The 12,672-nt window shown below is 69.7% G+C and carries 15 protein-coding genes; 9 read left to right on the top strand and 6 right to left on the bottom strand.

Features of this window, described 5'->3' with window-relative positions; genetic code table 11:
- Positions 1 to 298: 298 nt before the first annotated feature.
- Positions 299 to 733: a hypothetical protein gene (locus HWX14_RS12710; RefSeq protein WP_175883033.1), complete on the bottom strand. Its 435-nt coding sequence runs from the start codon at positions 731 to 733 to the stop codon at positions 299 to 301.
- Positions 734 to 1,270: 537 nt separating this feature from the next.
- Between HWX14_RS12710 and HWX14_RS12705 the strand changes: the two genes are divergently transcribed.
- Positions 1,271 to 1,525 (top strand): DUF3562 domain-containing protein, encoded by a 255-nt coding sequence (locus tag HWX14_RS12705; RefSeq protein ID WP_175883032.1) that lies wholly within the window; start codon positions 1,271 to 1,273, stop codon positions 1,523 to 1,525.
- 201 nt (positions 1,526 to 1,726) lie between these two features.
- Entirely contained in the window at positions 1,727 to 3,526 is a 1,800-nt protein-coding gene (locus tag HWX14_RS12700) for a methyl-accepting chemotaxis protein (protein WP_175883031.1), read from the top strand.
- A 43-nt stretch (positions 3,527 to 3,569) separates the two neighbouring features.
- Here HWX14_RS12700 and HWX14_RS12695 read toward each other — a convergent pair whose 3' ends face one another.
- Together HWX14_RS12695 and HWX14_RS12690 are read right to left on the bottom strand one after the other, a co-directional pair.
- Entirely contained in the window at positions 3,570 to 4,547 is a 978-nt protein-coding gene (locus HWX14_RS12695; RefSeq protein ID WP_244130210.1) for a sigma-54 dependent transcriptional regulator, read from the bottom strand.
- 32 nt (positions 4,548 to 4,579) lie between these two features.
- Entirely contained in the window at positions 4,580 to 4,861 is a 282-nt protein-coding gene (locus HWX14_RS12690; protein WP_175883030.1) for a hypothetical protein, read from the bottom strand.
- A 141-nt stretch (positions 4,862 to 5,002) separates the two neighbouring features.
- Between HWX14_RS12690 and HWX14_RS12685 the strand changes: the two genes are divergently transcribed.
- From HWX14_RS12685 to HWX14_RS12670, 4 genes are all read left to right on the top strand, one after another.
- Positions 5,003 to 6,994: an ATP-binding protein gene (locus HWX14_RS12685; protein ID WP_175883029.1), complete on the top strand. Its 1,992-nt coding sequence runs from the start codon at positions 5,003 to 5,005 to the stop codon at positions 6,992 to 6,994.
- A gap of 58 nt (positions 6,995 to 7,052) precedes the next feature.
- On the top strand, positions 7,053 to 7,463 hold the full coding sequence (locus HWX14_RS12680; RefSeq protein ID WP_175883028.1) for a BON domain-containing protein: 411 nt from the start codon (positions 7,053 to 7,055) through the stop codon (positions 7,461 to 7,463).
- 80 nt (positions 7,464 to 7,543) lie between these two features.
- The gene (locus HWX14_RS12675; protein ID WP_175883027.1) at positions 7,544 to 8,089 is read left to right on the top strand and encodes a hypothetical protein; all 546 of its coding nucleotides are present in this window, start codon (positions 7,544 to 7,546) and stop codon (positions 8,087 to 8,089) included.
- A 49-nt stretch (positions 8,090 to 8,138) separates the two neighbouring features.
- A complete protein-coding gene (locus HWX14_RS12670) occupies positions 8,139 to 8,777 on the top strand; it encodes a DUF4142 domain-containing protein (protein ID WP_175883026.1) in 639 nt (212 codons plus the stop codon).
- A gap of 22 nt (positions 8,778 to 8,799) precedes the next feature.
- Here HWX14_RS12670 and HWX14_RS12665 read toward each other — a convergent pair whose 3' ends face one another.
- The 3 genes from HWX14_RS12665 to HWX14_RS12655 all read right to left on the bottom strand — a co-directional run bounded on the left by HWX14_RS12665 (position 8,800) and on the right by HWX14_RS12655 (position 10,456).
- Positions 8,800 to 9,303 carry a PRC-barrel domain-containing protein gene (locus HWX14_RS12665; protein ID WP_175883025.1) on the bottom strand — a complete coding sequence of 168 codons (504 nt, stop codon included), beginning with the start codon at positions 9,301 to 9,303 and terminating at the stop codon, positions 8,800 to 8,802.
- 107 nt (positions 9,304 to 9,410) lie between these two features.
- Positions 9,411 to 9,842 (bottom strand): CBS domain-containing protein, encoded by a 432-nt coding sequence (locus tag HWX14_RS12660; RefSeq protein ID WP_006491217.1) that lies wholly within the window; start codon positions 9,840 to 9,842, stop codon positions 9,411 to 9,413.
- A 365-nt stretch (positions 9,843 to 10,207) separates the two neighbouring features.
- Positions 10,208 to 10,456 carry a hypothetical protein gene (locus HWX14_RS12655; protein WP_175883024.1) on the bottom strand — a complete coding sequence of 83 codons (249 nt, stop codon included), beginning with the start codon at positions 10,454 to 10,456 and terminating at the stop codon, positions 10,208 to 10,210.
- A gap of 137 nt (positions 10,457 to 10,593) precedes the next feature.
- On the opposite strand from HWX14_RS12655, the gene HWX14_RS12650 reads away from it, so the two are divergent.
- The 3 genes from HWX14_RS12650 to HWX14_RS12640 all read left to right on the top strand — a co-directional run bounded on the left by HWX14_RS12650 (position 10,594) and on the right by HWX14_RS12640 (position 12,598).
- Positions 10,594 to 10,893: a hypothetical protein gene (locus HWX14_RS12650; RefSeq protein WP_175883023.1), complete on the top strand. Its 300-nt coding sequence runs from the start codon at positions 10,594 to 10,596 to the stop codon at positions 10,891 to 10,893.
- A 308-nt stretch (positions 10,894 to 11,201) separates the two neighbouring features.
- Positions 11,202 to 11,513 carry a hypothetical protein gene (locus HWX14_RS12645; protein WP_175883572.1) on the top strand — a complete coding sequence of 104 codons (312 nt, stop codon included), beginning with the start codon at positions 11,202 to 11,204 and terminating at the stop codon, positions 11,511 to 11,513.
- A 203-nt stretch (positions 11,514 to 11,716) separates the two neighbouring features.
- Positions 11,717 to 12,598: a MipA/OmpV family protein gene (locus HWX14_RS12640; protein WP_175883022.1), complete on the top strand. Its 882-nt coding sequence runs from the start codon at positions 11,717 to 11,719 to the stop codon at positions 12,596 to 12,598.
- Positions 12,599 to 12,672 lie beyond the last annotated feature (74 nt).

The raw sequence follows: 12,672 nt of genomic DNA, 5'->3' as shown, positions 1-12,672 counted from the left end.
TCCGACCGGGAACTCTCTGGCACGAGGGTAGGCAACCGACGGTTGCCTTGGAGGACGGGCGGGGTGGAAGTCACCCCGTCCGCTTTCCGCCTGGCCCCGCCGAATCGATTTCCTCGCAGGAATGGTTTTGAATGCAGCCGCGTCGAGCGGCGCGTCATCGCGCGCGGTCGTTTCGATACGGACCGTGGCGAGCGCGGACGCCTGCACGGCAGCGCGCCGGCATGGCGGAAGGGGCGTGGCACCCGTAATCGCGGTACGGCCTCGTGCCGCGCGTCGGCGCGTCGATTACGTGCGCAGATCAGAGGGTACGAAGAATCGATCGCAGGTCGTGTCGGCGGCCGGCGCCGTGCCGTACCCGCGCATGCGGACGCACGATGTGCAGTGGCGCGCATGCGCTGCACGTGCGGCTGCGCAAACGATTCGCATGCGGCCAGCCGGGGCGGGCCTTGCGGCGCGGCTCCGTGCCGGCCGGCGCGTCGGCTGCGTTTCGCGCGCTGAGCGCCGCGGCGAACCGCTGCAACGCGAGAACCGACCCCGCGACGCTCTGATACTTTTCGCGGCCGATCTGCCCGTCGAGCGTGACGAGCAAGCCGGCCTCGCGGGCGAGCGCCAGCAAGGTGTCGAGGTCGTCGGACGGACGGTTGCTGGCCGACGCGGCCCGGGCGGGCAGGGCGCGCGCGTTGCCGGACGCGCGCCGCTGGCCGTCCCGGCCCGGTAAGTTGCGATGTGCCATGGTTGGTCTCCTGCGCCGGACCCCGCGTGCCGGCTCGATGGCCGACTGAGCGATGTTCCGGTATGAACGCCTGGTTCATGTCATCAGTATCGTGTGGCGACGGCGCGCTGCCAAGCGGCGCGCGCTGAAGTCGCTGTCAGGAAATTGCGCGACGCCTATCGGAATCCGCTGACACGCGCGGCGGGGCGACCGGCCGGTCCGGCGCGTTCGTCCGACGAATGCATGACGGAGGCGCGCTTGACGCATGATTTCGGACGGTCTAAGTTTCCCCACTGCATCGGCGTCGCGCGGCGCTCCATCCGCCGCCCGTCGCCAGTGTCGCGCCCGGGGTGGCGTGGCAGGGCTTCCAGTCTCGTTCGCGGGCCATGTGCACCGCGAACTGCGCGACCGGTTCGGAAACGGATCGACGCGACGGCACGCAACGTGCCGTTGATCACGCGCAAACACGCGCCGGCGCATCGTACGCCGCACGTCTGTCCAGTCTTTAAGCTTCCGGTACCGTCATCTTTTCGTTCCTCGACCGTCAGGAGTCTGTCGATGTCCAAGGACAATTTGCTCGATTCACTCAAGGAAGCCGCCGAACGGCGCGCGATCGGCGCGGATCAGCTGCGCGCGATGCTCGACGACGAAGTGCGCGCGCTGTCGTCCGGTGCGCGCGTGCACGACTACATCCACGTATTCGCGATCCGGAACCTGCGCGAGCGGATGCGGCAGAAGGACGATTTCGACCGCGACACGCGGGCCGATGCGGCGCCCGCGGACGCCGATCCGCGTCCGAGCCATCGGCTGTAGCGGGTGGCGGCCGGGCGCGGAGACCGGCGCGCAGCCCATGCGTCGAACCCGGCCATCCCGACGATCCGCTGACAGTCGCGGATACCAGTCGTCATACGTTTCATTGAATTGTCACAACGACCTCAAGTAAGCGGTGCGATTTGCCGTTTACCCGGTGAATTCGTCCACCGGGCGTTCCCGCTCCCTTACCGAGTCGTTACCATGCTCTCGTCCATTCGCGCCCGCATTCTCGCCGCGTGCGTCGCCATCGTCGTATCCGCGCTCGTCGCCACGACCCTGATCAACTATTTCATCGCGCGCTCGTACAACGACGACGCGATCGACCGCAACCTGACCTCCGTCGCGAGCGGCCACGTGGTCGGGATCGCCGACTGGGTCGCGACCCGCAGCCGGATGATCGCGTCGCTGCAGGATGCCGCGCTGACGCCCGATCCGTTGCCTGTGTTCAAGCAGATGGCCGCGGCCGGCGGCTTCACGAACGTCTATGCCGGCTACGCCGACAAGGCGTTCCACTTCTCCGATCCGACCGGCATCCCGCCCGACTACGACCCGACCGGCCGACCGTGGTACAAGCAGGCCGCGCAGGCCGGCAAGCCGGTCGTCACGCCGCCGTACGTCGATGCCGGCACGGGCAACCTCGTCGTCACGTTCGCGGTGCCGATCCTGCGCGACGGCGCGCTGAAGGGCGTGGTTGCCGCGGACCTGTCGATGGACAGCGTGATCGCCAACGTCAAGTCGATCCGCCCGACGCCGGCGAGCTTCGGGATGCTGGTCGACAGCAGCGGCCACGTGGTCGCGCACCCGGACGCGAAGCTTACGCTGAAGCCGGTCGCCGACGTGTCGCCCGAACTCGGCTCGACGGGCGTGGCCTCGATCGCGACGGCGAGCGCGCCGGTCGAGGTCAGCGTCGGCGGCGACGCGAAGCTGGTGCGCGCGAAGCCGGTGCCGGGCACCGACTGGTACGCGCTGGTGCTGCTCGACAAGACCGAAGCGACGGCCGGGATGCGTTCGCTGCTGACCGCGTCGCTGATCACGCTGATCGTGATCGTCGGGGTGGCATCGCTGATCATCGGCGCGATCACCGCGACCGCGTTCCGCCGCCTGTCGCAGGTGCGCCAGGCGATGGCCGCGATCGGCTCGGGCGCCGGCGACCTGACGAAGCGCCTGCCGGCCGACGGCCGCGACGAAGTCGCCGACATCGCGCGCTCGTTCAACAGCTTCGTCGACAAGCTGAACGACGTGATGCGTCAGATCCGCGACGCGAGCGAATCGGTGCGCACGGCCGCGAACGAGATCGCGGCGGGCAACCAGGACCTGTCGTCGCGTACCGAATCGGCGGCGGCGAGCCTCGAGGAAACCGCGGCGTCGATGGAAGAGATCACCGCGACCGTCGGTCAGTCGGCGGCGGCCGCCGGCCAGGCCGACGAACGCGCGGCGGCCGCGTCGCGGATCGCGTCGCACGGCGGCGTGGTCGTATCGGACGTCGTCGCGACGATGGGGAAGATCGAGGAAGCATCGGGCCGGATCGGCGACATCATCGGCGTGATCGACGGGATCGCGTTCCAGACCAACATCCTCGCGCTGAACGCGGCCGTCGAAGCGGCACGTGCGGGCGAGCAGGGCCGCGGCTTCGCGGTCGTCGCGCAGGAAGTGCGCAGCCTCGCACAACGCAGCGCGCAGGCCGCGCGCGAGGTGAAGGTGCTGGTCGAATCGACGGTCGCGAGCGTGTCGGCCGGGTCCGGGCAGGTGCGCCAGGCCGGCGACACGATGCGCGAGATCGTGTCCAACGTGGCGAACGTGACGACCATCATCTCCGAGATCACGCACGCGGCGAACGAGCAGACGCGCGGGATTCAGGAAGTGAACCGCGCGGTCAGCCAGCTCGACGAAATGGTGCAGCAGAACGCGGCGCTCGTCGAACAGTCGACCGCGGCGGCCACCGCGCTGCAATCGCAGGCGAATGCGCTGGCGACGACGGTCGGGCAGTTCAAGGTCGCCTGACGCGGCCGGCGGGTCGCGGCCCGCGCCATGCAGGCCGCGCCGCTTACGAACCTTCCTGGTCGCGCATCAGCGCGAGCCGGTTGTAGAGCGTCTTCAGGCTGATGCCGAGCGCCTTGGCCGCGCGCGGCTTGTCGCCGTCGAAGTGACGCAGCGTCGCCGCGATGAAGCGCTGCTGCACATGGTGCAGCGTCGCGCCGACCGGCAGCGACATCGTGCCTTCCGACGAGATGTCGGCCGCCGGCAGCGGCTGCTTCGGCAGCGCGACGTCGATGCCTTCGTCCGCCAGGATGTACGCACGCTCGATCGTGTTGTGCAGTTCGCGCACGTTGCCGGGCCACGAATACGCACGCAACGCGGCGATCGCCGCGTCGGTCAGCCGCTTGTGCGCGCGATGCCGCGCGTTCAGCGTATCGACGAATTCCTGCGCGATCGTCTCGACGTCGCCGTCGCGCTGGCGCAGCGGCGGCACGTAGATCGCGAACGCGGCGAGCCGGTAGAACAGGTCCTCGCGCAGCCGGCCGTCGCGCACGGCGTCGGCCGGATTGTGGCGGGTGGCCGACACGAATCGCACGTCGAGCGGAATCGATTCGGTGCCGCCCACGCGCACGATCGCGTTCGACTCGATCGCCCGCAGCAGTTTCACCTGCAGCGCCGCGGGCATTTCCGCGATCTCGTCGAGCAGCAGCGTGCCGCCGCGCGCGGCTTCGAAGAAGCCTTCGCGCTGCGCGATCGCGCCGGTAAAGCTGCCTTTCTCGTGCCCGAACAGTTGCGCCTCGGCAAGGTCGGCCGGAATCGCGCCGCAGTTCATCGGCACGAACGGGCCGTCGCGCTGCGCGCTCAGATCGTGCAGCCGGCGCGCGACGATATCCTTGCCGACCCCGCTTTCGCCGGCAATCATCACGCTCGCGCGGGTCGGCGCGATTTTCTCGATACGGCCGAGCAGCGTGCGCATCGCGGCGGACCGGCCGGACAGCCGGCGACCGTCTGCGCGCTGCTTCGTCCGGTTGGCGGATTCTCCCATAGGCGTTCGCGGGCCGTTTTTGAAAAACGGCATCACACGTCCTGTTGATTGCAATATTTATCATCGACAGCGAAACGACCGCGAAGGTGCCGCTGAATAGAAAATTCCAATGTGCGCGACGTGAGTGAAAGAAACCGGCCATCGGGTTTTTCGCTCATGTTGGCATGACGCCACGTTCGGGTGAGCACCAGCGCTTTTTTACAGGAACCCGATGAAAAAAGCGGCCGGCGAGCCATTGTGGCGGTGCCCGTGGAGAGACTGGCAGCCACCCGCCCCGCCCGCAGTCGGCGCGGGCGCAGGGTCCGGCCGTCCATTGCCGCGAACGCCGCGCCCGGTCGCCGCCGGGTACGGTGTTTGCTGACGCATTCACGCTCGCCCGGCGCGCTCGACGGTATGCCGGATGGCCGTAAGGCGGCATCCCCCCGCACGACGGGAGCCGGCGATGCAAGGATGCAATGAGGACTCTGACCCGTGAGCTATTCCGGCAGGGTGCATGGGTCGTACTGGCCGTCGGGCTCGCGTCGGCGCTGCAGGCGCTGGCGATCCGGGCTGTCGGAGAGCACGCGCCATTTGCGCCGCTGCCTTTTTACGCAGGCGTGGCGGCAGCCGCGTGGCTGACGTCGTTCGGCGGCGGCCTCGTCGCGACCGTCGCGAGCGTCGGCGTGATCGGCGCGTTGTGGTGGCGCGACGCGCCCATGGCCACGCTGCTGACGCAAGCCGGCGCGTTCGTCGCGATCAGTTTCGTCGAATGCGTGCTCGTGACGGCCGTGAAGCCGCTGTTCGCGAACGATCGTCCGCGCGCGACCGGTGACGACGACCGCGATCCGGACCCGCCGCACCGCGAGCCGTCGTCCGGCGCGCGCGTGTCCGACGACGGGCTGCTGCGCCGCGTGGTCGATGCGTCGCCCGACGCGATCGTCGGGACCGACACCGAGCGCCGGATCACCAGTTGGAATCCGGCCGCGGCACGCATCTTCGGCATCGATACGGCACAGGCGAACGGACGCGACATCGTCACGATGATCGCGCCGCGCTGGTTGCGCCGGCATGCGGTGCCCGCGTCGTTCGCGAACCTGCGCGCGCCGGTGGGGCCGCTCGACGTGCTGTGCGTGCGGCCCGACGGCGGCCGTTTCCGCGCCACCTTCGCCGCGTCGCCGATCGTCGACGCGCAGGGCAACTGCGCGGGCCTGTCGCTGACGCTGCGCGAAGCGGGCGAACGCCGCCGCGACGAACGCCACCACCTCCGTTCGCTGCGCGGCGCCCGCGACGCGCGCGTGCAGGCCGACGCGTCGAACCGGCTGAAGGACGAGCTGCTGGCGACGGTGTCGCACGAACTGCGCACACCGCTGAACGTGATCTACGGCTGGGTCGAGGTGCTGCGCAACGCCGACGGGCAGGGCTTCGCGCAGCAGGCGGTCGATGCGATCGATCGCAGCGCGCGGTCGCTGTCGCACATGGTCGCCGACCTGCTCGACGCATCGTCGCTCGCGACCGGCCGGCTGCGCCTCGAACGCGTGCCGGTCGATCTCGTGCGGGTCGTGCGCGACGCCGCACATGAACTCGATGCGACGGCGCAGGCGAACGGGCTCGTGCTGTCGACGGAGTATGCGATGCCCGCCTGCGTGGTTCCGGCGGACGGCGAACGCCTGCGCCAGGTCCTGTCGAACCTGCTGTCGAACGCGATCAAGTTCACGCCGCCGGGCGGACGCATCAACGTGTCGCTGACGCGCGCCGGCGAGCGCGTGCGGCTGTCGGTCTCCGACACCGGCCAAGGCATTGCGCCGGAACGCCTGCCGCACCTGTTCGACACGTTCAGCCGGCCCGAAGGGGCCTTCACGTCGCCGAAGCGCGGCCTCGGGCTCGGCCTGTCGATCGTGCGCCACATCGCGCAGCTGCACGGCGGCGAGGTCGTCGCGACGAGCGCGGGCGCCGGGCGCGGCATGACCGTCACGGTGACGCTGCCGGCCGGCTGGGACGCCGACGATCCGGTCGAGCAGCGGTCGCGCGGGAAGGGCGCGTCCGATACGGTCGCGCTCGACGGCCAGCGCGTGCTGGTGGTCGACGACGACGCGACGTCGCGGACCAGCCTCGCGGCGGCGCTCGAAACGATGGGCGCGCAGGTATCGACCGCGCGGTCGGGGCACGATGCGCTCGACGCGATGGAGCGGCAGCAGCCGAGCGTCGTGCTGTCGGATCTCGCGATGCCGGACGGCGACGGTTACTGGCTGCTGGACCGGATCCGGCGCCGGCCGAACGGCGGCGGGCACGTGCCGGTGGTCGCGGTGACCGCGCACGCCGGCAACGCCGACCGGCGCCGCGTGATGGCCGCCGGGTTCGATGCGTACCTGTGCAAGCCGGTCGACATGCCGACGCTCGCGAGCGTGATCGTCGACGTCGTACCGGACGACACGGGTGACGCGGGTGACGGAAAGCCGCGCGGGCGGTAGCGGCGCGCACAGAGCGCGCGCAAACTGGCCGCCCGCCCGCATACGAAAAGGAGACGCGATGGACGCAACGGAAAGCACGCGGCGCGACGGCACGGGCAGCAAGCCGGCACGCACCCGACGCAGGACGCCGGTCGTGCCGATCGCGAGCATACTGGTGCTGTCGTGTGCATGGATCGCGACACCCCGCTACGCATCGGCCGAGGAGGGCACCCGTGCGAAGCTGGCGAGCCAGACGTCGGCCGTCGGGGGCCAGATCCGCGATGCGACGCTCGCGTCCCGCGTCCGGGCCGCGCTCGTCGCCGAACGCGGGCTGGCCTCCGGCGACATCGACGTGCAGGTTCGCGACCGCGTGGTCGAACTGACGGGCAACGTGCCCGACGAGCGGCAACGCGCGACCGCGATCCGCGTCGCGCACGACGTCAGCGGCGTGAGCGGTGTGCGCGACAAGCTGCAGATCCGCCGGAAGTAACGTGATGCGCGGGCCAGCGCCGGGCCGATCGGGCGTCGCGCGCCCGCGGCCCTGCGCGTCACCGGGCAGGAGGGTTCGACATGGACACCATCATCGCGGGCCGGTTCTCGCGGCTCGAGCAGGCGGAACGCTGCGCGGCGCAATTGCGCGGCCACGCCATGCATCGGGACGACGTGAAAGTCTTCTTTCTCAATCCGCCCGGACAGCACGCGCTGTTCTGGCTCGGCGGCGACGTCTATGCGGACTCGGCCGCGCGGCCGGGCGGCATCGGCGCGCTGGAGGGCGTGGCCATCGGCGCGATCGTCGGGCTCGTCGGGGCCGCGCTGCTGTATCTGGGCGGGCTTCACTCGTCCCTCGCATGGATCGGCGTGCCGCTCGTCGGCGGCTATGTCGGCGCGTTGTGCGGCGCGCTCAGCCGGATGCGCGGCGATGCGCCGGAGGGGCATGGCGCGCTGAAGCAATGCGAAAACGGTGTCGTGCTGGCTGCGCATGTGACACGGCGCACGATCACGTTCGCGGAGCGGACGATGCTCGCCGCCGGCGCGCTGTCGGTGGAGCGCACCGAGGGCGCTTGGGACAACGGCGCGTGGCCCGATTTCTTCACGTCGCCCCATCGTCCCGCGTGACGGCAAGCCGCGCGGCCGGCCCGCTCCGTCGCACGACACGGAGGTCCGGATGAGCACAAACCGAACAATCCGGAGGATGAAGCGGGGCGGGCGTCGGCCAGCGGCAGTCGTCATGCTGACTGCCGCCGCCGGCGTCCTGACGTTCGCGCTCTCGCACGCGCAAGCGCCGCCCGCTTCGTCCGCGCAGGTCGCGCCGGGCGTGATCCGTCCCGGCCCGACCGCCGACGAGCCCGGCCTGACGCAGCGGCCGATCGGCATCGACGCCGAGTTCGTCGACAAGGCCGGCATGATCGGCAAGGTGGAGCGACAGGCCAGCCAACTCGCGCTCGACCGCTCGTCGAACGCGGACGTGAAGGCCTTCGCGCGCCGGATGCTCGACGATCACGCGCGTATCGCGGACGAATTGCGCCACATCGGTGCGCAGAAAGGCGTGCCGGTCCAGACGCGGATGCTCGTCGATCCGGCGGTCACGGCGTTGCGCGCGAAGGACGGGCGCGCGTTCGATACGGCGTACGTGGCGCTGGCCGGGCCGCCCGCGCACGAAGCGGCGATCCGGCTTTACGAAACCGAGGCGAAAGACGGCCGCGACCCGCAGCTTCGCGCGTTCGCGGCCCGCACGCTGCCGGTGTTGAACGCACACCTGAACGCCGCGCGGCAACTCGCGAAGACGGTGGCCGCCGCGCAGTGACCGGCCTTCCGGCCGGCAGGCTTCAGTGGTGCCGCGTGCCGTTTTCGGGGCCGCCCGGCGACGCCTCGTACGGCGGCGAGTCCAGCGCCGTTTCGCCTTCCTCGATCAGCCAGTACGGCGAACGGCCATAGTACGCATGCAGGGCTTCGGCCCATTCGGGGTCGGCCATCGCGGGCCAGCGGCTCTTGTCGAAGCCGGGCGCTTCGCGCACACGGGCGGTGTCGACGGGCAGCACGAAGCATTGGCGCTCGGCATCGAGCACGAGCGCATTCCACGGCACCGCGAGCAGCTTGTCGCCGATCCCGAGCAGGCCGCCGGACGACACGACCGCATACGCGATCCGCCCGGCGCGCACGTCGAGCATGATGTTGGCGATCTTGCCGATATCGTCGCCGTCGATCGTCAGTACGCGATCGCCTTCGAACGTGCTGGCGGCCATCACGTCGGGCCCCGGCCCGCCTCCGGCCGTGCGCGAATTCGCGCCGACGATGCGTGCGGCGTCGCGCGACGGTTTGTCCGTTGTCATCGAAAACCTCCTGGTCGAAGCGGCAACCCGATCCGCGCGCAAATTCATTGCGCGGGTATTTCGTCGGGGCAACAAGGCCGCGCGGGATGATGGGGGACGCCGGTCGGTCAGCGGCGGCGCGGCAACGACACGTCCTCGAGCGTATTGGCGAGCTCGTCGCGCGCCGGGCCGCCCGCGCGCGTCGCGATGTCGCCGAGCGACACCATGCCGACGAGCTTCAGACTGCGGTCGAGCACCGGCAAGCGGTGCAACTGCACGTCGGCCATCCGCTGCTGGACGTCGCCGACGCCGTCGTCCTCGACGCACCACTGCACGGGTCGGGACGCGACCGCCTGCACGGGCGTATCGGGTGAATGACCGTGCGACAGCGCCCGCACCGCGAGGTCGCGGTCGGTCACGATCGCGACGAGTTCGGTGCCGTCGCAAACCGGCAGGACGCCGATATCGAAGCGCTGCATCAATTCGGCCGCATGGCGAATCGTGTCGGTCGGCGCGACGCACACTACGTCGCGCGACATGATCTCGTTGACGCGATACATGAACGCCTCCTTCGTGATCGGAACGATACGGGGTAGCGCGTGTGCCGCGCACGATGCGCGCACGTCGGGCCCAGGGCCAGTTCACGCTGATAAACGGTTGCGCTCGGCTGCCGCGCGACGGAGAAATTTGCCAGCCCGCTTGTACATCTTCCACGGCGGCAGCCGCGGCGTCGACCCGGGACGTCAGTGGCCGATGCCCGTCATCGTGACGATCGCCAGGACCACCGCGCTTTCGATCGCGGCCAGCGCCGCGACGCCGGCCGCGCCGCTGATTTCATGCCATCTGCGTTCAAGGACTTTCATCGGATTGCCTCCTGATCTGGCCGGCGCGCGAACTCCGATGCATCGCGCGCCGGGTGCCGCCGTCAGCCGTGATCGCGGGGCGGGGAAGGGACGTGCGGCGCGCGTCGTTCGCGCTCGCCGGACGGCTTGGCGGGGGCGATACGCGTCGCACCGCCGACGGCGGGCGGATCGCTGGCCGGAAACGTCTCCTCGAGCCCTTCGTCGATGCGCTCCTCCGTCTTGTCTTCGGACGGCGGACGCGACGTGGCGAACTGGAGCAATCCGGCAGCCAGTGACACGGCGTCGCGGCGGCCGGGGGCGTGAACGGTCATGGTCGAACCTCCTTGTCGATGAGAAGGCGCAAGCGCCGTACCCGCGGCATCCGTGGCACGACGCTTGCAAGCCGGCGAGAACCGGCCGGGCATGCGGGACGACGCGCACGCGTCCGGTACGGACGGAGGGCATCGTGATGAATGCAGCCAGGGAAAGGATACGTTACGACGCGAACGTATGCGGCGGGGATTTCGGCCACGTGCGCGAGCGTTTCGATACGTGGAAGCGCGAGTCGCGGGTCTATCGGCCGGAGCGGCGCATGTTCGACGGCAAGGACGAGGTACGCGAACTGAACGACACCGTGTACGACGGCCCGGAGCGCGCGCAGCAGGCGCTCGTCGCGCAATGCGAACCGTCCGATCCATTCGCGCTCGCCGTGCAGTTGATCGCCGAAGGGCGCGCGATGTGGCTCGTCATGGCGGCCTACGACGACTGAGCCGATCGGCGAATGCTCACGGCACGGCAGCGGGCACGGCGCTTGCGAGGGCTGGCCTCGCCATCGACATGCGCGCGCCGTCGCGCAGGAGTGACATGAACACGCCATCCATGCTGCACCGCCCCGAACCGACGACACCCGACGTCGACCCGGATCCGCCGCCGCCCGGGCACGACGACCCGGTCGATCCGCCCGTGCCCGACGGGCTGCCGCAAGGCGACCCGCCGTCGAACCCGCCGCCGATGCGGATGCCGGGCGGGAGCAGTGCGCCACCACCGGCCGCGCGAACACTGAAAAGGAGGACCGTCATGGACATTCACGTGCAATCGCCCGACAAGCGCGCGATCGCTCAGGTACTGGGCCGCTATTTCGAATCGCGTTCGCTGCGCTATCACATCGAGGAATTGCCGGGCGGCGTGCTGCAGATCGGCTTTCGCGCCAGCGGCCGCCCGGTCGCCGTCACCGTTTCGTTCGACGACGTCGCGTACGACACCTACACGCACTGGGACGCGAGCCAGAAGCAGCTCGCGCTCGGCCGGCTCGCCGACGGCTTCTCGCGAATGATGTCGACGCGCAGCCCCGCCGCGCTCGCCGGCGACTATCACGTCGAGCGTTTCTGATTCCGCAATCATCCACCCGCTCATGCCGGGTTTCGGCAAAGTGCCCGCACACGACGGGCGCTTTGCGTCTGCGCGCGTGTCGCGTAGGATGTCCGTTAATTCAGCGTACGCTACGTTCGTGCGGCAGGCTGCCTGCTGCCGCAGCCGACGAAGCGCAACGCGCTTTTCCTCAGGTTCGTTTCGCGCAACCGACGGAGATCACCTTGACCACTGTTGCTCGCCCGTTGTCGTCATCCGGCGCACGCCGGTTCGTATTCAGCCTTTCGGCCTTCGCGGCGCTCGCCGCCGCCGGCGCCCGCGACGCGTCGGCCCAGACGCCTTCGCCGCTCGGCGAATGGCAATACACCGCGGGCGTACCGCTGCAGAAACTCTTCGATCCGAACATCCCCACGTGGCAGGTCAGTGTCGGCGCCGCGATGACGCTGCAGCCGCGCTATGCGGGCTCCGACCGCTATCGCGTGATGGGCGGCCCGAATTTCGACATCCGCTATCGCGACCTGTTCTTCCTGTCGACGGGCGAGGGGCTCGGCGCGAACGTGCTGCGCGGGCCGAACTGGCGCGTGAGTTTGTCGGTCGGCTATGACCTCGGGCGCCGTTCGGCCGACGATCTCGGCCATCTGAACGGTCTCGACAACATCAACGCGGCGCCCGTGATGAAGCTCGCGGCCGACTATGTGGTCTCGAAGGATTTCCCGCTCGTGCTGCGCGCGGACGTCCGGCGCAGCATCGGCGGATCGAACGGCTGGACCGGCGATTTCTCCGCGTACATGCCGATGCCGGGAAGCAACGAGCACTTCTTCTGGTTCGCCGGGCCGACCGTGACGTTCGCCGACTCCCGCTACATGAACAGCTGGTTCGGCGTGACCCCGGGGGCCGCCGCGCGTTCGGGGCTGCCGGCCTATTCGTCGGGGGCCGGGATCAAGTCGGCCGGCGTGGGCATGACGATGGTGTGGTTCGTGAACAAGCACTGGTTCGTCACGGTGGACGGCGCGCTCGAGCAGCTCGTCGGCCGCGCGGCGCGCAGCCCGATCACGCAGCAGTCGACCAACGGCGTGTTCGACATGTCGGTGAATTACCAGTTCTGACCGGGGCCGGGCAGCGAAAGGGCGATGCCGCGTGCGGCATTGCCCGTCACATTTGATATGATTCCGACCTGTAC

Source organism: Burkholderia sp. BCC0044, from assembly GCF_902832955.1.
Taxonomy (GTDB): Bacteria; Pseudomonadota; Gammaproteobacteria; order Burkholderiales; family Burkholderiaceae; genus Burkholderia.
The sequence above is the reverse complement of the archived record's forward strand: the minus strand, read 5'-3'. Positions and strand labels throughout refer to the sequence as shown.

Excerpts from the sequence above, each read along its gene's own strand:
- HWX14_RS12710 (WP_175883033.1), bottom strand. The coding sequence starts at position 733 with ATGGCACATCGCAACTTACCGGGCCGGGACGGCCAGCGGCGCGCGTCC.
- HWX14_RS12660 (WP_006491217.1), bottom strand. The coding sequence starts at position 9,842 with ATGTATCGCGTCAACGAGATCATGTCGCGCGACGTAGTGTGCGTCGCG.
- HWX14_RS12690 (WP_175883030.1), bottom strand. The coding sequence starts at position 4,861 with ATGGACGGCCGGACCCTGCGCCCGCGCCGACTGCGGGCGGGGCGGGTG.
- HWX14_RS12650 (WP_175883023.1), top strand. The coding sequence starts at position 10,594 with ATGAATGCAGCCAGGGAAAGGATACGTTACGACGCGAACGTATGCGGC.
- HWX14_RS12665 (WP_175883025.1), bottom strand. The coding sequence starts at position 9,303 with ATGACAACGGACAAACCGTCGCGCGACGCCGCACGCATCGTCGGCGCG.
- HWX14_RS12705 (WP_175883032.1), top strand. The coding sequence starts at position 1,271 with ATGTCCAAGGACAATTTGCTCGATTCACTCAAGGAAGCCGCCGAACGG.
- HWX14_RS12655 (WP_175883024.1), bottom strand. The coding sequence starts at position 10,456 with ATGACCGTTCACGCCCCCGGCCGCCGCGACGCCGTGTCACTGGCTGCC.
- HWX14_RS12695 (WP_244130210.1), bottom strand. The coding sequence starts at position 4,547 with ATGGGAGAATCCGCCAACCGGACGAAGCAGCGCGCAGACGGTCGCCGG.
- HWX14_RS12685 (WP_175883029.1), top strand. The coding sequence starts at position 5,003 with ATGAGGACTCTGACCCGTGAGCTATTCCGGCAGGGTGCATGGGTCGTA.
- HWX14_RS12645 (WP_175883572.1), top strand. The coding sequence starts at position 11,202 with ATGGACATTCACGTGCAATCGCCCGACAAGCGCGCGATCGCTCAGGTA.
- HWX14_RS12680 (WP_175883028.1), top strand. The coding sequence starts at position 7,053 with ATGGACGCAACGGAAAGCACGCGGCGCGACGGCACGGGCAGCAAGCCG.
- HWX14_RS12700 (WP_175883031.1), top strand. The coding sequence starts at position 1,727 with ATGCTCTCGTCCATTCGCGCCCGCATTCTCGCCGCGTGCGTCGCCATC.
- HWX14_RS12670 (WP_175883026.1), top strand. The coding sequence starts at position 8,139 with ATGAGCACAAACCGAACAATCCGGAGGATGAAGCGGGGCGGGCGTCGG.
- HWX14_RS12675 (WP_175883027.1), top strand. The coding sequence starts at position 7,544 with ATGGACACCATCATCGCGGGCCGGTTCTCGCGGCTCGAGCAGGCGGAA.